The organism is Methylobacterium sp. Gmos3 (assembly GCF_056430985.1).
The window spans coordinates 82,238-99,390 of the sequence record NZ_JBWJYL010000003.1; the positions used below are offsets into that span (position 1 = coordinate 82,238).

At 67.5% G+C, this 17,153-nt stretch carries 14 protein-coding genes; 10 read left to right on the forward strand and 4 right to left on the reverse strand.

Annotated elements, in window-relative coordinates:
* Positions 1-8 precede the first annotated feature (8 nt).
* The gene (locus tag ACS5Q7_RS06660; RefSeq protein ID WP_478338635.1) at positions 9-191 is read right to left on the reverse strand and encodes a hypothetical protein; all 183 of its coding nucleotides are present in this window, start codon (positions 189-191) and stop codon (positions 9-11) included.
* Between the two features lie 125 nt (positions 192-316).
* On the opposite strand from ACS5Q7_RS06660, the gene ACS5Q7_RS06665 reads away from it, so the two are divergent.
* From ACS5Q7_RS06665 to ACS5Q7_RS06680, 4 genes are all read left to right on the forward strand, one after another.
* Positions 317-1,558: an efflux RND transporter periplasmic adaptor subunit gene (locus tag ACS5Q7_RS06665; RefSeq protein ID WP_478338636.1), complete on the forward strand. Its 1,242-nt coding sequence runs from the start codon at positions 317-319 to the stop codon at positions 1,556-1,558.
* Positions 1,559-1,567: 9 nt separating this feature from the next.
* Positions 1,568-4,702: an efflux RND transporter permease subunit gene (locus ACS5Q7_RS06670; RefSeq protein ID WP_478338637.1), complete on the forward strand. Its 3,135-nt coding sequence runs from the start codon at positions 1,568-1,570 to the stop codon at positions 4,700-4,702.
* 71 nt (positions 4,703-4,773) lie between these two features.
* Complete coding sequence (locus ACS5Q7_RS06675; RefSeq protein WP_478338638.1) at positions 4,774-5,331, forward strand: DUF4337 domain-containing protein; 558 nt, start codon at positions 4,774-4,776, stop codon at positions 5,329-5,331.
* Positions 5,332-5,388: 57 nt separating this feature from the next.
* Positions 5,389-5,925 (forward strand): phosphate-starvation-inducible PsiE family protein, encoded by a 537-nt coding sequence (locus tag ACS5Q7_RS06680; protein WP_478338639.1) that lies wholly within the window; start codon positions 5,389-5,391, stop codon positions 5,923-5,925.
* Between the two features lie 12 nt (positions 5,926-5,937).
* On the opposite strand, the gene ACS5Q7_RS06685 is transcribed toward ACS5Q7_RS06680, so the two are convergent.
* Complete coding sequence (locus ACS5Q7_RS06685) at positions 5,938-6,456, reverse strand: TspO/MBR family protein (protein WP_478338640.1); 519 nt, start codon at positions 6,454-6,456, stop codon at positions 5,938-5,940.
* Between the two features lie 79 nt (positions 6,457-6,535).
* Here ACS5Q7_RS06685 and ACS5Q7_RS06690 point away from each other — a divergent pair, with 79 nt between their 5' ends.
* The 6 genes from ACS5Q7_RS06690 to ACS5Q7_RS06715 all read left to right on the forward strand — a co-directional run bounded on the left by ACS5Q7_RS06690 (position 6,536) and on the right by ACS5Q7_RS06715 (position 13,139).
* Positions 6,536-7,741 (forward strand): trans-sulfuration enzyme family protein, encoded by a 1,206-nt coding sequence (locus ACS5Q7_RS06690; RefSeq protein ID WP_478338641.1) that lies wholly within the window; start codon positions 6,536-6,538, stop codon positions 7,739-7,741.
* 89 nt (positions 7,742-7,830) lie between these two features.
* Entirely contained in the window at positions 7,831-8,286 is a 456-nt protein-coding gene (locus tag ACS5Q7_RS06695) for a hypothetical protein (RefSeq protein WP_478338642.1), read from the forward strand.
* Positions 8,287-8,807: 521 nt separating this feature from the next.
* Complete coding sequence (locus ACS5Q7_RS06700; protein WP_478338643.1) at positions 8,808-9,737, forward strand: AEC family transporter; 930 nt, start codon at positions 8,808-8,810, stop codon at positions 9,735-9,737.
* 108 nt (positions 9,738-9,845) lie between these two features.
* Positions 9,846-11,075, forward strand: a complete 1,230-nt coding sequence (locus ACS5Q7_RS06705; protein ID WP_478338644.1) for an acyl-CoA dehydrogenase — start codon at positions 9,846-9,848, stop codon at positions 11,073-11,075.
* An 859-nt stretch (positions 11,076-11,934) separates the two neighbouring features.
* A complete protein-coding gene (locus tag ACS5Q7_RS06710) occupies positions 11,935-12,381 on the forward strand; it encodes a DUF6978 family protein (protein ID WP_478338645.1) in 447 nt (148 codons plus the stop codon).
* On the forward strand, positions 12,378-13,139 hold the full coding sequence (locus tag ACS5Q7_RS06715) for a DUF1829 domain-containing protein (protein ID WP_478338646.1): 762 nt from the start codon (positions 12,378-12,380) through the stop codon (positions 13,137-13,139). Before ACS5Q7_RS06710 ends, ACS5Q7_RS06715 begins: the two co-directional genes overlap by 4 nt.
* Positions 13,140-13,213: 74 nt before the next feature.
* Here ACS5Q7_RS06715 and ACS5Q7_RS06720 read toward each other — a convergent pair whose 3' ends face one another.
* Both ACS5Q7_RS06720 and ACS5Q7_RS06725 read right to left on the reverse strand, forming a co-directional pair.
* Positions 13,214-15,631 (reverse strand): penicillin-binding protein 1A, encoded by a 2,418-nt coding sequence (locus tag ACS5Q7_RS06720; protein WP_478338647.1) that lies wholly within the window; start codon positions 15,629-15,631, stop codon positions 13,214-13,216.
* Positions 15,632-15,775: 144 nt separating this feature from the next.
* Positions 15,776-17,032: an N-acetylmuramoyl-L-alanine amidase gene (locus ACS5Q7_RS06725; protein WP_478338648.1), complete on the reverse strand. Its 1,257-nt coding sequence runs from the start codon at positions 17,030-17,032 to the stop codon at positions 15,776-15,778.
* Positions 17,033-17,153: the final 121 nt, after the last annotated feature.

Consider the following 17,153-nt stretch of genomic DNA (forward strand, 5'->3'; position numbering starts at 1 on the left):
CTCGGATTCTAGGAGATCAGATCGAGCTTGTCGGCCTGAACGCCTTCGGTCCGGAGTGTATCGGGAAGAGCTGAGAAATCACGATAGCCGGCCTCGCGCGCCATGGCGTCGAGGGCGGACTGCTCATCCGGTGCCGAGCCCGTCCAAAGGATGGCGCCGTTGGTCTTCTGCCTGATCTGAAAGATGCTCACGAGACGGTCTCCCTGTGTGGTCAGGCTTTCGTCGCGACAACGCGGGATCGAGACACTGGTTGCAGCTTGGCCTTATTGGCCGAAGGCCAAGCAGACCCGCCATCAAAACGCCGGGTGACCCGTCGATGACGACTTCTCCGAACCCATACCGGCGCCAGCGAGCTTTGCCCTTGTCGATCCGTACCTCGCACGCCGCGTGCATCCTCGCCGTGACGCTGCTCGCTTCTCCCGCGTACGCCGTCGAGCCGGCCTCCGTGCCGGAGCCCGCCGCCATCGCCCCGGCCGTGACGGTGGTGAGCGCCGAGCGGCGCGAGATCGTCGAGAACGCCGTCGTGACCGGCACGCTGGTGCCGCGCGACGAGATCCTCGTCGCTCCCGAGGTCGAGGGCCTGCGCATCACCGAGTTGCTGGTGGAGGAGGGGGATCGCGTCGCGAAGGGGCAAGTGCTCGCCCGTCTGTCGAGCGAGATGATCGCGACGCAGGAAGCCTCCAACGTGGCCTCCATCGCCCGGGCCGAGGCGGCGATCGTCCAGGCGCAGAGCCAGATCGTCCAGGCCGAGGCGGCCGAGACCGAGGCGCGGCTCTCCTACGAGCGCGCCCAAACGCTGAGCAAGACCGGCAACGCCACGGCGGCGGTGCTGGAACAGCGCGCCTCCGCCGCGCAGGGGGCCACCGGCCGACTCGCCGCCGCGCGGGGCGGGCTCCAATCGGCCCAGGCCGACCTCGCGACGGCCAAGGCGGCGGGGGCCGAGATCGCCCTGCGCCGCGCCCGCACCGACATCCGCGCCCCCGAGGCCGGCATCGTCAACCGCCGCACCGCCCGCGTCGGCGCCACGGCGACGGCGGTGGGCGAGCCGCTGTTCCGCCTGATCGCCCGGGGCGAGATCGAATTGGAGGGCGAGGTGCCGGAGACCTGGCTCGCCCGGATGAAGGTGGGCGATTCGGCGATGCTCAGCCTCGACCAGGGCCGCGCTGTGGCGGGCTCGGTGCGCCGGGTCTATCCGGAAGTCGACCGCATGACCCGGCTCGGCAAGGTGCGCATCCGCCTCGCCGACGATCCGGCCCTGCGGATCGGCGCCTTCGCGCGCGGCAGCGTCGAGATCGCCCGGCGCGAGGGCGTGGCGGTTCCGGTGTCGAGCCTGATCTACGCTGCCGATGGGCGGGCGAGCCTGCTCGTCGTGAAGGACGGGCGCGTCGAGGCGCGCAAGGTCACGCCGGGCCTCTCGGCCGAGGGCTTCACCGAGATCCGTGACGGCGTGGCGGCGGGTGAGCGGGTGGTGGCCCGCGCGGGCAGCTTCCTGCGCGATGGCGACCGGGTGCGCGCGGTGGAGGCGGCGGCGCCGAACTCCGTCGCCGACGCGCGCTGAGGACGAGCGATGCGCCTCAACGTCTCCGCCTGGGCGATCCGCAAGCCGCTGCCCTCCATCGTGCTGTTCCTGGTGCTGATGGTGCTCGGGCTGGTGAGCTTCCGCTCCCTGCCGATCACCCGCTTCCCGAACATCGACATTCCGATCGTCTCGGTGACGATCACCCAGGCGGGCGCCGCGCCCTCAGAGTTGCAGACCCAGGTGACGAAATGGGTCGAGGATTCAGTGGCCGGGGTGAAGGGCGTCAAGCACGTCCTCTCCACCATCACCGAGGGCATCTCGACCACGACCATCGAGTTCCGGTTGGAGATCAACCAGGACCGCGCGGTCAACGACGTGAAGGATGCGATCTCCAAGATCCGCATCAACCTGCCGCGCACCATCGATGAGCCGATCATCTCTCGCGTGGAGATCGCCGGTCTGCCGATCATGATCTACGGCGCCTCGGCGCCCGCCATGACGCCCGAAGACCTGTCGTGGTTCGTGGACGACGTCGTCGCGCGCGGGTTGCAATCGGTGAAGGGCGTCGGCGGCGTGGAACGCCTGGGCGGCGTCGCCCGCGAGATCCGCGTCACCCTGAAGCCCGACCGGCTGCTGTCGCTCGGCATCACGGCGGCCGACGTGAACCGGCAATTGCGCCTCACCTCCGCCGACATGGCCGGCGGCCGCGCCGAGGTCGGCGGGCAGGAACAGTCGATCCGCGCGCTGGCGGCCTCGGCCAGCCTCGACACCCTGGCGGCCACGTCCATCGTCGTGCCCGGCAACCGCAAGGTGCGCCTCGACGAGCTGGCGACCCTTTCCGACACGGCCGAGGAGCCGCGCACCTTCGCGCGCTTCAACGGTGAGCCGGTGGTGGCCTTCGCCATCTCCCGCGCGACCGGCGCGAGCGATGCCGACGTCTCGGTGGGCGTCGCCAAGAAGATCGAGGCCCTGCACGCGGCCAACCCGGACGTGCGCTTCGACCTGATCGACACCAGCGTCACCAACACGATCGGCAATTACCACTCCGCGATGATGGGGCTGATCGAGGGCGCGGCGCTGGCCGTGATCGTCGTGCTCCTGTTCCTGCGCGACTGGCGGGCGACGGTGATCGCCGCCGTGGCGCTGCCGCTCTCGGTGATCCCGACCTTCTGGGCCATGAGCGCGATGGGCTTCTCGCTCAACGCGGTCAGCCTGCTCGCCATCACCCTCGTCACCGGCATCCTCGTGGACGATGCCATCGTGGAGATCGAGAACATCGTCCGGCACATGCGGATGGGGAAATCGCCCTACCGCGCCTCGCTGGAAGCGGCCGACGAGATCGGGCTCGCGGTCATCGCCATCACGGCGACGATCATGGCGATCTTCGCCCCCGTCTCCTTCATGGGCGGCATTGCCGGCCAGTATTTCAAGCAGTTCGGCCTCACCATTGCGGCGGCGGTGTTCATGTCGCTGCTGGTGGCACGGCTGATCACGCCGCTGCTCGCCGCCTATTTCCTGCGCGACCACGGGCCGGACCACAGCCATGAAGGCCCGGTGATGCGGGGCTATACCCGCCTCGTGCGCTGGTCGGTGCGGCACAAGTTCATCACGCTGGTGCTGGGGCTGGCCTGCTTCGTCGGTTCGATCATGTCGACCGGCCTGCTGCCGGCGGGCTTCCTGCCGGCCGAGGACCAGGCGCGCACCCTGTTCGTGGTGGAATTGCCGCCGGGCGCCCGGCTTCCCGATACGGTGGCCGTCAGCGACAGGCTGGTGGAGCGGATCCGCACCCTGCCGGAGGTGAAGAGCGTCTTCGTGGACGGCGGCCGGCAATTGCCCGGCAAGAAGGAGGTGCGGCTCGCCAGCCTCACCATCAACCTGACGCCGAAGAACACCCGCCACCGCACGCAGAAGCAGGTGGATGCCGAGGTCGCCGCGATCCTGCGCGAGGAGCCGGACATCCGCTTCTGGGCCCTGCGCGAGGGTGGGCAGCGCGATCTCGCGCTCATCGTCGCCGGCCCGGACAAGGCCGTGGTGGCCGATGTCGCCGCCCGGCTCCAGCGCGAGGCGGCGCAGGTGCCCCACCTCGTCAACGTCATGTCGACGGCGCCGCTGGACCGCACCGAGATCCGCATTCGCCCGAAGCCGGCGGTGGCGGCCGATCTCGGCGTCTCCACCGACACCATCGCCGAGACGGTGCGGGTGGGGACCATCGGCGACATCGGGCTGAACCTCGCCAAGTTCAACGCCTCAGACCGGCAGATCCCGATCCGGGTGCAACTGCCCGAGACCCTGCGCGGCCACCTCTCCGAGATCGGCGCCATGAAGGTTCCGGTGAAGGGCGGGCAGGCCGTGCCGCTGGAGACGGTCGCCGACATCACCCTCGGCCAGGGTCCGACCGCCATCGACCGCTACGACCGCGCCATCCGCGTCGCCATCGAGGGCGACATGCAGGGCTCGGACGCGCTGGGCGAGCTGATCTCGCAGGTGCTGAAGCTGCCGGCGGCGAAGGACCTGCCGCCGGGCGTCACCATCAAGCAGACCGGCGACGCCGAGGTGATGGGCGAGGTGTTCGAAGGCTTCGCTCTAGCCATGGGCGCCGGGCTGATGATGGTGTTCGGCGTGCTGATCCTGCTGTTCGGCAGCTTCTTCCAGCCGCTCACCATCCTGTTCTCGCTGCCGCTCTCCATCGGCGGCGCGATCCTGGCGCTGCTGATCGTGCAGAAGCCGATCTCCATGCCCGTGGTCATCGGCATCCTGATGCTGATGGGCGTGGTGACGAAGAACGCGATCATGCTCGTGGATTTCGCCGTCGAGCAGATCCGCGAGGGCGTCGACCGCACCACCGCCATCATCGATGCCGGCCGTAAGCGCGCCCGACCCATCGTGATGACCACCATCGCCATGGCCGCCGGCATGATTCCCTCCGCCATGGCGCTGGGAATCGGCGGCGAGTTCCGCTCGCCCATGGCCATCGCGGTGATCGGCGGGCTCATCGTTTCCACCGGCCTGTCGCTCGTCTTCGTGCCGGCGATCTTCGTGCTGATGGACGACCTCTCGCGCCTCGTCGGCCGGCTGCTGGGCCGCTTCGTGGGCGAGCGCGACGACCCGCTCGACGCCCCCGTCTACGATCACCCCCCGGCGTCGAACGATGGCCACAGGCCGCCGCGCGTGGCGGCGGAGTAGCGTGGCCGCTCTTGCGCTCAGCGCGGCAATAAGGTGTCTCCCGCTCGGGACATGAACGGGGGAGCAGGGCAATGTCGGGTGGTCACGGGGCCGGTGGAAGTTCGAACAAGCGTGTAGCGCTGCTGATCTCGGTGCTGGCCCTGTTCCTGGCCTTCAGCGAGACGCTGGGCAAAGCCGCGCAGACGGAGGCGCTCGGCGCCAACGTCGAGGCCTCGAACCTCTGGGCGTTCTTCCAGGCGCGGACGATCCGCATGACGGTGATCCGCACCGCCGACGAGGCCATCGCCCTCCTGCCGCCCGGCACGAGCCAGGAGGCGATCCAGGCCAAGCGCGCCGAATGGGCCAAGACCCTCGCCCGCTACGAGTCGGAGCCCGCCACCGGCGAGGGCCGCAAGGAACTCACCGCCAAGGCCAAGCTCGCCGAGGAGCGCCGCGACCTCTCGCTGCTGCGCTATCACCATTACGAACTGGCCTCGGCCGCCTTCCAGATCGGCATCGTGCTCGCCTCGGCGGAAGTCATCACCGGCATCGCCGCCCTGGTCTTCGCGGGCGGGGCGCTGGGCATCGCGGGCGCGGTGCTGCTCGCCTTCGGCTACCTCGCGCCGCACAGCCTGACGTTCCTGCACTGAGACCGGTATTCCCTTCGAACGGCCGCGCTCTACACCCAATCACGACGGGGGAATGCCATGGCCGAGCAGGACGAGGACCAGGATCAGGGCCGCCTGACGCGGGCGGCGAGCTTCATCTTCCTGCATACTGAGCACGCGATCTACGCAGCGCTCGGCCTGCTGCTCGCTCTCACGGCCCTGGCCGCGCTCACCGAGGCGGTGGTGCTGACCTGGGGCGCCCTGCGCTCGCTCGGCGGGGCGGACCAGATCCTCGAAGTCGTGGACCGGTTGCTGTTCCTGCTCATGATCATCGAGATCCTGCACACGGTGCGGGTCTCGATGCGGTCGGGCAAGCTCACCGTCGAGCCGTTCCTGATCGTCGGGCTGATCGCCTCGATCCGGCGGGTGCTGGTGATCACTTTGCAATCCTCCGAACTCACCCACGCGAAGGACATGACGCCGGACAAATATGCGCTGTTTCAGGCGGCGATGATCGAACTCGGCGTGCTCGCCGGGCTGATCATCGTGATGGTCTTCGCGATCTTCCTGCTTCACCGCGCCCGCGACGACGGCAAGCCGGCGGGCGAGGAATCGCACGAACATGCGGGCGGGTGACGCCGCGCCCCCTCAGTTGAGGCGCAGCACCGCCGCGTTCAGGATCGTCGCGAAGGCGACCCAGCAGGCATAGGGCACGAGGAGCCACGCCGCCGCCCGGTCGAACCGCCATGTCAGGCGGATCGTCCACAGCACCATCACCAGCAGGGCCGCCACCACGATCAGGCCGAGGCCGATGGCGTGGGCGCTGAAGAAGACCGGCGTCCAGGCCGCGTTCAGGGCCATCTGGACGAGGAACGCGGCGAGCGCCAGCCGCCATCCCTCGCGGCTCGGCCCGGTGAGCGGACGCGCCCCGAGCAGCCGCCACAGCGAGACAGCGATCATCGTGTAGAGGAGCGTCCAGGCGACGGGAAACACCCAGTCGGGCGGGTTGAACCACGGCTTGTTGAGGCCGGCATACCAGCCGCCGATCTCGGCCTGGGTCGAGACGGAGCCAATGAACGCCGTCGCGGCGACCGGCAGCACCGCGCAGGCGAGGCGCAGCCAGGGCCGCAGCGCGGGGCCTTCCGGGACATGGGTGGCGGCGGTCATGGCGGCTCGTCGGTTGGCGTGGGTTGCGGCGGCCCCGCCGTCGTGTCAGCGCGGGCGCGGAACGGGCAGGACAAATCGGATGTCAGGCACTAACGCACCAGAGGCGCCGGGTGGCATGCCGGAGGACACGCAAGCGGTGGATTTCTCGCGGCGGAGCCTCGCCGCGCAGGCGATGGGCCATGTCGACCCCATCACCCGCGCCGTGGTGATGCCGCTCCATGTGGCGACGACCTTCATTCGCGACCCGGATAACGGCTACTCGTCGGGCTTCTCCTATGCCCGCCCCGACAACGCCACCGTCCGCGAGGCGGAAGGCGTGCTCGCGATGCTGGAGGGCGCGCAGGCGGGGGCGATGCTGTTCGGCTCGGGCATGGCGGCGGCGACCGCCGTCTTCGGCGCCCTGGAGCCCGGCGACCACGTGGTCGCGAGCCACGTGATGTACTGGGCGCTGAAGCGCTGGCTGCGCGCGGAAATGCCCCGGCGCGGCATCGCGGTGGATTTCGTCGGCACCGACGACCTCGATGGCCTGAAGGCCGCCATCCGCCCCGGCGCGACGAAGCTCGTCTGGATCGAGACGCCCGGCAACCCGCTCTGGACCGTCACCGACATCGCCGCCGCCGCCGCCCTCGCCCACGGGGCCGGCGCGCGGCTGGCCGTCGACTCCACCGCCGCCTCGCCGTACCACACGCGCCCCCTCGACCTCGGCGCCGACATCGTGATGCATTCGGCCACCAAGATCCTGAACGGCCATTCCGATGTCGTGGCCGGCGTCCTCATGGGGGCGAAGGCCGATGCGTTCTGGGAGCGGATCGCCGGCATCCGCGCCGGCAGCGGCGGCATCCTCGGGCCGTTCGAAGCCTATCTGCTGATGCGCTCCCTGCGCACCTTCCACCTCCGTGCGGCGGCGCAATCGGCCGGCGCGGCGATCCTGGCCGCGCGGTTCCAGGGGCATCCCCATGTGGCGCGGGTGCTCTATCCCGGCCTGTCGGGCGATCCCGGCCATGCCGTGGCCGCCCGCCAGATGCAGGACGGGTTCGGCTTCATGCTGTCGCTGCGGGTCGCGGGCGGCGAGGGCGCGGCTATCGCCACCGCCGCGCGGGTGCGGCTGTGGAAGCGGGCGACGTCCCTCGGCGGCGTCGAGAGCCTGATCGAACACCGCGCCTCGGTGGAGGGGCCGGACAGCCCGTGCCCGCCCGATCTCCTGCGGCTCTCAACGGGAATCGAGGCCCCGGACGACCTCTACCGCGACCTCGACACCGCCTTGCGGGCCGCCCACGCCGGGTGATGGATCGCGGCTGGTGCCGAAAGCCGGGCTGGCGCGTTGTCGCGCCAAACCGACAGGGCCGTGAGGCCCTCAAGCCCGCGAGAGACCCGATGAGACCGTATCTCCCCGCCGCCCTGCTGCTCCTGGGCTTCGCCGCCCACGCCCAGGCCGACACGGTGCCCGACCTCGACGTGGAGAAGACCTGCCGGTCGTCTCAGATCGCGGATCCCAGCGTCAACGACAAGGCGAGCTACGACGGTTGCCTGCGCTCCGAGAAGGAGGCCAAGCGGCAGGCCGAGAAGAATTGGGATTCCTACGCCCCCGCTGCGAAGCGCCAATGCGAGGCGCAATTCAAGGCCGGCGGCTACCCGTCCTATGTCGAGATGATCACCTGCCTCGAACTCGCGACGGGCGTGGTGCCGGGTCAGAACTCCAATGACACCGCCGTGGGCGGTCAGGGCTCCGCCAAGTCCGCCGGCGTCGAGGGTCAGGACGCGCAAAACCTCACGAAGGAGCCAAGCCCCAGTCAGCGCACCGATCCGTTGAAGGTGCTCGAAAAGAAGTGAGGCCGGCGCAAACAACCGCGAAGAGTATTTCCCAGATAATAGCAAACGTCTAATTGAAAATATGCAAGTACTCACCGCTCAAGGGCCTCGATCCCTTGAGCGGATTACATTCATATGCAAAGCAATTCGCGTGATCGTGCGGAAACGCCAGGATGTCCAGATCCCGTGCCCGGTGAGCCGCCGGGTGCCTGCGGGCGACGGCATCGCTCGGTCATTTGGAGACGCCGAGATGTGGTTCCTGCCACGGATCAGCGTTCTTGTGGTGATGAGACGAGTGCGGAGGACCAGCTGGCACCTGATCCTCCGCGTTAAGCTCGGGTAATCACCGACAAGAAGGTCCGGGGCGGCGAAAGCCGCCTCGGACCGCTCCGAAAATATGGGGCCGGTGCCGAACAGCGGTCAAGAGCCCTGTAGGTTGTACTGCGAAGTCTTCCCTGCGTTCTTCGAGGGTCTGCTTGGCGCATCGCCGTGCTATGCGCCGGCAAAGCTCGCTGTCGAGCCTGCGCCAGATTGCCGGATCCGTGAACGCCCTCACCATCATCGCCCCGATTTTCGGGATCGTCCTGATCGGCTGGGGCGCCGCGCTGACGGGGCTGATCTCCGACAAGGTCAGCGACGGCCTCTCGGAATACGTGTTCGCGGTGGCGGTGCCCGCGCTGATCGTCGCGACACTGACCCGGCCGGGGATGAGCGGCGAGGTCGCGTGGTCCTATTGGGTCTCGTATTTCGGCGGCGCGGCGCTGTCGTGGCTCACAGGCACGCTCATCGCCAAGCGACGGGCGGGCGTGGAGCGGCGGGGCGCGATCCTGCACGGCTTCGCGGCGAGCCAATCGAACACCGTGTTCGTCGGCGTGCCGATGATCCTGCAGGCTTACGGCGAGGAGGGGGCCTTCCCGCTCTTCATGCTGCTCGCCGTCCACCTGCCGCTGATGATGGGCAGCGCCACGTTCCTCATCGAATCGGATTCCGACAAGCCGATCCTCGCCCGCCTGCGCGGCCTCGTGCTGGTGCTGCTGAAGAACCCGATCTTCGTCGCCCTGATCGTCGGCATGGTATTGAAATCGACGGGCATCACGCCCTCGGGCATCCCCAAGGCGCTGATCGATTCCTTCGCCGGCACGGCCTCGACCTGCGCCCTCGTCGCCCTCGGGGCGGGGCTCAAGCGCTACCGGGTGCTGTTCGATCTGAAGGGCGCGCTGGTCATCGCCGTGCTGAAGAACATCCTGCACCCGCTCGCGGTGTGGCTGCTCGCCTTCCACGTCTTCTCCATGCCGCCCGCCTATGCGGGGGTGGCGGTGCTGTTCGCGGCGATGCCGGTGGGCATCAACGCCTACCTGATGGCCGCCCGCTACAAGACCGAGATGGGCATGATCGCGGCCTCGGTGCTGGTGTCGACGCTGATGGCGCCGCTCTCGGCGCTGTTCTGGCTCACCGTGCTTGGCAAGGCCTGACGGGAAGGGCGCCGCGTCACCCGTTGCGTTGGAAGCGGGCCGCGAGGGGTTTAGGGTCTGCCCCACGACAGCGGGCCACGAGACCCGCGCGAGAAACGCGAGGAACCCATGAACGCCCCGATGCGCCCTCCGGGCAGCGCCTCCCCCTCCGCTCCGCCCTCCGCGCGCTTCGTCTGGGACGACCCGTTCCTGCTCGACGAGCAACTGACCGAGGACGAGCGCGCCATCCGCGACGCCGCGCAGGATTTCGCCCGCGAGCGGCTGCTGCCCGGCATCGTCGAGGCCTACGCGCAGGAGAAGACCGATCCCGGCCTGTTCCGCGAGATGGGCGAACGCGGCCTCCTCGGCGTGACCCTGCCGGAGGAATATGGCTGCGCCGGCGCGAGCTACGTCGCCTACGGGCTGGTGGCGCGGGCGGTCGAGTCCGTCGATTCCGGCTACCGCTCGATGATGAGCGTGCAATCTTCCCTGGTGATGTACCCGATCTACGCCTATGGCTCGGAGGAACAGCGCCGGAAGTTCCTGCCGAAGCTCGCCTCGGGCGAGTGGATCGGCTGCTTCGGCCTCACCGAGCCGGATGCGGGCTCGGATCCCGCCGGCATGAAGACCAAGGCGGTGAAGACCGCCGACGGGTATCGGCTCTCCGGCGCCAAGATGTGGATCTCGAACGCCCCCTTCGCGGACGTCTTCGTGGTCTGGGCGAAATCGGAGGAGCACGGCGACGCCATCCGCGGCTTCATCCTCGAGAAGGAGATGAAGGGCCTCTCGGCGCCGACCATCAAGGGCAAGCTCTCCTTGCGCGCTTCCACCACGGGCGAGATCGTCATGGACGATGTGGAGGTCGGGGAGGATGCGCTGCTGCCGAACGTCTCCGGCCTGAAGGGTCCGTTCGGCTGCCTCAACCGGGCGCGGTACGGCATCTCCTGGGGCGTCATGGGCGCCGCGGAGGATTGCTGGCGCCGGGCGCGAGACTACACGCTGGAGCGCAAGCAGTTCGGCCGCCCCCTGGCGCAGACGCAGTTGGTCCAGAAGAAGCTCGCGGACATGCAGACCGAGATCGCGCTGGGCCTTCAGGCCTCGTTGCGGGTCGGCCGCCTGATGGACGAGCACAAGATGGCGCCGGAGATGATCAGCCTGGTCAAGCGCAACAATTGCGGCAAGGCGCTCGACATCGCCCGCGTCGCCCGCGACATGCACGGCGGCAACGGCATCATGGGCGAATACCACGTGATGCGGCACGCCCAGAACCTCGAGACGGTGAACACCTACGAGGGCACCCACGACGTCCACGCGCTGATCCTCGGACGGGCGCAGACGGGGTTGCAGGCGTTCTTTTAGAGTCGCACTCGAACGAGTCGCTTCAGCCAGTCTTCTCCCGATCATCCCCTCATCCTTCGAGGCCCACTAGAGGCGGGCACCTCAGGATGAGGTGAAAGGGTGGGGGCCGACTCAATGTGATCGGTCGATGCTCTAGCAGTCTGCCGCGACAGTCCGGCGAGGGCGATGATCGTTCGCAGGATGCGGGGCGAGCCAGCCTCCGCCGCCGTCTTTGCGAGCGGAGCGAAGCAATCCAGGGACGCGCTCCGTTCGATGACGTGACACAACCCTGAAGTGCATCGCTCCGCTCGCAATGACGAGGTGGAGAAACAGGCCGAATTGCTTCGAATACGCGCGATAAAGTCTTCGTTGTGCTTGACCTGAACCGCGCCGACCGGCTTTAATTCGGGCGGGGCGGTACGCGCCGCCCTGGGGCGCGGAAACCCCTTCGACGATGGTTTGGCGCCGGCCGATGCGGCGCCACCTTCCTTGACCATGCGGTCGGGGAGCCTGCGACGCATGTCCAGGTACCCCGGTGCTAAAGGTCGTAGGGGCCGTTTTGTGGCGGTTTTCCAACTCCCCGACTAGGGATGGCCAAGGCTCGTCAGCGGGGGCGCACCGCGGACACGGGCCTTCGGGAGCGACCGATGGGCGCCGATCAAGAACCTGACGACATAGCACACCGCATTGCGACGCTTCGCAATATCGTCAATGCGGCTTCGTCACGAATGCCCAGCCATCCGCTGAGGGCTCGGTCACTCCTCCTTCTTGCATGGATCCTCGGAATGCTTGACGATAAATCAAAAGGAAGATCGAGCTAGACGGCCGTTTCTCCGAAGCTTCGGCAGGGCGCGCCAGCACCATCTGCGAAGGCGAAGGAATGACGGTCGCGCTGTCTCAGTCTGAGGCCGATGCACTCATCGTGATGGATAAGCGGCGTATGGACGACAAACGCTGGCGCTTGCCGGATCTAGGGGGCAGCATCACCGTTCCGCTTGCGTCGCTGGACGGATCGGAAAGCTTCCAACTCGACATTAGTCGGAGTCGCATCAACCTGACGAAAGGTAAGTTCCAGCATCGCGCCCGTGTTACGTTTGTGCTGGCCCGGATTGACATTGGTGGGGCGCCACATCGCAATCCCGACGATCAGGAAATTCCCTGTCCCCACATCCATTTATACCGTGAGGGATATGGGGATCGATGGGCGTATCCCGTGGCAGCTAATCAATTCAGCGATCCGTCGGATCACTGGCAAACGCTGCATGATTTCATGCGCTTCTGCAGGATTGTTGAGGAGCCTGCGTTCGATCGCGGATTATTCACATGAGTGAAATCGATGATCTCATTGGCGGCTATTACGAGTGGCTGAGAGATAAATCGGCAACCAAAATCCTGGGTGAGTGGACGGAGATAACCACGCCTTATCTTGATCGTCATAATGATTATATTCAAATATATGCTAAGAAAACCCATAGAGGGTTTGTGATTACGGACGGCGGCGAGACCCTCATGGATCTCGAGCAATCCGGCTGCCTGATTGATAGTCCTCGGCGGCAGGGAATTCTCCGCACTATCCTCAACGGGTTTGGCGTCGAGCATAGCGAAGGCGAGTTCCGAGTGCTTGCGAATCGGGATGACTTTCCAATTCGCAAACACAATCTAATTCAGGCTGTCCTCTCTGTACAGGACATGTTCTATCTCGCGTCCGCGGCGGTGGAGTCGATATTTCTGGAAGACGTCTCGGCATGGATGGAGAGCGCTGATATTCGCTACACGCCGCGCATCAAGTTTTCCGGGAAGAGTGGCTTCGATTTTATGTTCGATTTCGTTATTCCGAAATCGAAACTCGCGCCGGAGCGAATCATACGAGCGATCAATAACCCTAGCGCGTCCGCTGCGCGGAATCTTATTTTTGCTTGGCTCGATACAAAGGCAGTGCGGCCAGAGAACTCCGAGCCATTCGCTTTTCTGAACGACAACGAGAAGGTCGTCTCATCCAGCGTGACCGGTGCGCTATGGGCTTACGGCATCACTCCTATTGTCTGGAGTGAACGTGACCAGTTTCTTACGCGGCTAGCCGTATGACCGACTGCAAAGCTTGACGAACAGGGACCACGCGCGCTCAGGCGAGCGACGCGTGGTTTTGGGACGGTTCTGCTTCAGTAGACCCCGCCGGCCTGGGCGGCCGCATCGGCGTCGGGTGCGGCGGAGGCGGCCGGCGCGCTGTTGGCCGGGGCCACGTAGGCATCCGGCGGGGCGGTGCCCGGCTTGAACGCCTCGAGGATCGTGCCGGCGCCTTCGCCCGAGCCGGCGCGGGTGCCGGAGGCGAGGTTGACGCGGATCAGCTTGATGCCCGGCGGCACGCGGAACGGCGTCGGCGGCTTGTCCTTCAGCGCCTGGCGCAGGAAGTCGAGGGCGATGGGGGCCGCGAGGCCGCCGCCGGTCGCCCGGTCGCCCAGCGAGCGCGGCTTGTCGTAGCCGATATAGATGCCCACCGCGAGATCGGGCGAGAAGCCCACGAACCACGCATCCTTGGCGTCGTTGGTGGTGCCGGTCTTGCCCGCGAGCGGCTTGTTGAGCTGCTTCAGGATCGTGGCCGTGCCGCGCTGGACGACGCCCTCCATGATCGAAACCATCTGGTAGGCGGTGAGAGGGTCGAGCACCTGCTCTGAATCGTCCACCAGCTTCGGCTCGTCCTGGCCCGACCATTTGTCCGCGTCGCAGCCGATGCACTTGCGGTTGTCGTGCCGGTAGATCGTCTCGCCGATCCGGTCCTGGATCCGGTCGATCAGCGTCGGGCGGATGCGCCGCCCGCCATTGGCGAGCATCGAATAGGCGGTGACCATGCGCATCACCGTCGTCTCACCCGCGCCGAGGGACATCGGCAGCACCGGGAGCAGATCGTCGTAGACGCCGAAGCGGCGGGCATATTCCGCGATCAGCGGCATGCCGACATCCTTGGCGAGGCGCACCGTCATCAGGTTCTTCGAATGCTCGATCCCGTAGCGCAGCGTGTGCGGGCCACCGGACTTGCCATCGTAGTTCGAGGGCGTCCACGCCTCCTGGCCGGGGCCGGCCTCGATGGTGATCGGCGTGTCGAGCACGATGGAGGAGGGGGTGTAGCCGTTGTCCAAAGCCGCCGAATAGACGATCGGCTTGAACGATGAGCCGGGCTGGCGCATCGCCTGGGTGGCGCGGTTGAACTCGGATTCGTCGTAGGAGAAGCCGCCGACCATCGCGTGCACGCGGCCGGTGTTCGGGTCCATGGCGACGATGCCGCCGGAGACCTCCGGCCGCTGGCGCAGGCGGTACTGGTTACGCCCGCCATCCATGGCCTCGACATAGACCATGTCGCCCGGCCGCAGGTTCGGCCGCCCGGCCCAGCGCATCCCCTCGGGGGTGATCACGCCGGTCTCGCGGTCCTTGGAGATCTGGCCGGAGGCCTCGCGGCGGGGCTGGAGCCCCACCTGGATGCCGCCCGCGCCGGAGCCCAGCACCACGGCGAGACGCCAGGGGGCGACGTCGCCCAGCGACGGCACCTCGGAGGCGGCCTGCCCCCAATCGCGCCCGGTCAGGTCGACGTGGTTCGCCGGGCCGTGCCAGCCGCGCGCCTGATCGTAGCGCACGAGGCCGTCCACCAGGGCCTTGCGCGCCCAGGCCTGCATCTTCGGATCGAGGGTGGTGCGCACGGAGAGGCCGCCCTCGTAGAGCTTCTTCTCGCCGTAGCGCTCGGAGATCTCGCGGCGGACCTCCTCGGTGAAGTAGTTGGCGATGGAGCCGTTCGGGAAGGCCACGCGGGGGTTCACGCCGAGGGGCTGCTTCTTGGCGTTCTCCTCCTCCTCGCGGGTGATGTAGCCGTTCTCCCGCATCAGGCGGATGATCTCGTTGCGCCGGTCCAGCGCCGCCTGGGTCTTGCGGTAGGGGTGGTAGTTGTTCGGCCCCTTCGGCAGCGCGGCGAGATAGGCAGCCTCGTTGATCGTCAATTCGTGGACGGACTTGCCGAAATAATCGAGGGCGGCGGCGGCGACGCCGTGCAGGTTCCGGCCCGGCACGATGGTGCCGAGGAAGATCTCGTTGAGGTAGAGCTCGAGGATCTTGTCCTTCGAGTAGGCCGCCTCGATGCGAAGCGCGAGCAGCGCCTCCTTGATCTTGCGGTCGTAGGTCTGCTCCGAGGAGAGCAGGAAGTTCTTGGCGACCTGCTGGGTGATGGTCGAGGCGCCCTGCCGCTTGCCCGACTTGGCGTTGGTCAGGAAGGCGCGCACGATCCCCTCGGGGTCGATGCCGCCGTGCTTGTAGAAGTTCTTGTCCTCGGCCGAGAGGAAGGCCGCCACGACGATCTTCGGCATGGCCTGGATCGGCAGGTACAACCTGCGCTCGCGGGCGTATTCGGCCAGCAGCGATCCGTCCGCCGCGTGGACGCGGGTCATCACCGGCGGTTCGTAGTTCGCGAGCTGGGCGTGATCGGGCAGATCCTGGCTGTACTTCCAGTAGAAGTAGCCGGCGAAGACCGCGCCGACGCAGAACAGCACCGCACCGGCACTGAACAGAATCCCGAAGAAACGAAGGATCAGACGCATCCGGTTTTCCGCTCGCCGTCAGCCCGGAGATGCGCCGATTCTCGGCGCAATCGGCTCCCGGACGCTGCCCTCAGGAGCCCCGCGAGGAGCCGCTTTGCAACCTCGCGTGCCGGGGCATCCGAACGCCCCGTATCCACACCGGATCTATGGTGAAACTGGGGCGATGGCGGCGGAGCGTCGCGTCCCGGTGCCCGGCTTGCCGATACTCGTGCGGGTTGAGAAGAATTGATCGATGGCCCTGGCCATCGAGCCCGTCACCCCGGCGCGCCATTCCGGGTCCTGCAACTTCTCGAGGTCGCGCTTGCTCGAGAGGTAGCCGAGTTCCACCAGCACGCTCGGCACGTCGGGGGAGCGCAGCACCACGAAGCGGGCCTCGCGGTGGGGCTTGGTGCTCATCTCCATCACGGGGGCGAGCTGGCCCATGAGGTTGCGCGCGAAGCCGGACGAAAAGCCGCGCGTCTCGCGCAGGGTCAGCTCCTGGAGGATATCGGCGATGTCCGGCGCGGCTTCCGCCGCCTCCGCGCCGGCGGCGGCGTCGGCGCGGTTCTCGCGCTCGGCGAGCTTGGCCGATTCGGCGTCGGTGGCCTTTTCGGACCCGGTATAGATCGTCGCCCCGCGCACCTGCGGCGCCGACGAGATCGAATCCGCGTGGATCGAGATGAACAGGTCGGCCTTGGCGTCGCGGGCGATGCGCACCCGCTCGTTCAGCGGCACGAACACGTCGCGATCACGGGTCATCTGCACCCGGTAGCGGCCGGACGCGTTCAGCTTGCCCGCCAGATCCTGCGCGAAGCCGAACACGATGTCTTTCTCGAACACGCCCGTCGTGGCGATGGCGCCGGGATCGGTGCCGCCATGGCCGGCGTCGATAACGATGAGCGGGCGCGGATCGGTCCCCGTCGCGGCGGTGGCCTGGGCGGGGGCGGGCCGGGGATCGGCGGCGGCGGCGGCCTTGCGGAAGGTCTCGCGATCCACCTTCTGGAGCGGGATCGTCATCAGCACCGCGCCGTCGCGGGGGCGGGTGACGCTGTCGATCCTGCCGACCGTGGCGGGCGACGCGAGATCGATGACGATGCGCGAGCGCCCCGGCGCGAACAGGCCGTAGCGGAACGATTGCACCACCCCGTCGCGCCGACGCCCGGTGTCGGAATCCAATTGGAAGTTGACCTCGGGCAGGTCGATCACGACGCGGTCGGGCCGCTCCATCACGAAGGCGCGAGCATCGACGGCGCGCGAGAGGGTGAGGGTGAGCTTGCTCTGCGCGCCCTGGCTGGACAGGTCGGCCGCGATGGCGATGGCCGACGACCGCTCGCTGTCCTGCGCGCGCAGGGGGAGGGCCACGGCCAGCAAGGCGGCCAGGCCGAGGAGTGCGGAGCGGATCAAATGCGCGTGGCCAACCATCGGACCATGTCGTTTCCCATGCGCCTCGATAGGCAATAGGAGCGACGTGGTTAACCGAAGCTTTCCATCACAGGTTCGTTCCGGCCGGGGTTGTGGCCCTGAAGCGACAGGCGAAGGCAGG

Coding starts and splice junctions, on each gene's coding strand:
- ACS5Q7_RS06665 (WP_478338636.1), top strand. CDS start 317: ATGACGACTTCTCCGAACCCATACCGGCGCCAGCGAGCTTTGCCCTTG.
- ACS5Q7_RS06670 (WP_478338637.1), top strand. CDS start 1,568: ATGCGCCTCAACGTCTCCGCCTGGGCGATCCGCAAGCCGCTGCCCTCC.
- ACS5Q7_RS06675 (WP_478338638.1), top strand. CDS start 4,774: ATGTCGGGTGGTCACGGGGCCGGTGGAAGTTCGAACAAGCGTGTAGCG.
- ACS5Q7_RS06680 (WP_478338639.1), top strand. CDS start 5,389: ATGGCCGAGCAGGACGAGGACCAGGATCAGGGCCGCCTGACGCGGGCG.
- ACS5Q7_RS06685 (WP_478338640.1), bottom strand. CDS start 6,456: ATGACCGCCGCCACCCATGTCCCGGAAGGCCCCGCGCTGCGGCCCTGG.
- ACS5Q7_RS06690 (WP_478338641.1), top strand. CDS start 6,536: ATGTCAGGCACTAACGCACCAGAGGCGCCGGGTGGCATGCCGGAGGAC.
- ACS5Q7_RS06695 (WP_478338642.1), top strand. CDS start 7,831: ATGAGACCGTATCTCCCCGCCGCCCTGCTGCTCCTGGGCTTCGCCGCC.
- ACS5Q7_RS06705 (WP_478338644.1), top strand. CDS start 9,846: ATGAACGCCCCGATGCGCCCTCCGGGCAGCGCCTCCCCCTCCGCTCCG.
- ACS5Q7_RS06710 (WP_478338645.1), top strand. CDS start 11,935: ATGACGGTCGCGCTGTCTCAGTCTGAGGCCGATGCACTCATCGTGATG.
- ACS5Q7_RS06715 (WP_478338646.1), top strand. CDS start 12,378: ATGAGTGAAATCGATGATCTCATTGGCGGCTATTACGAGTGGCTGAGA.
- ACS5Q7_RS06720 (WP_478338647.1), bottom strand. CDS start 15,631: ATGCGTCTGATCCTTCGTTTCTTCGGGATTCTGTTCAGTGCCGGTGCG.
- ACS5Q7_RS06725 (WP_478338648.1), bottom strand. CDS start 17,032: ATGGTTGGCCACGCGCATTTGATCCGCTCCGCACTCCTCGGCCTGGCC.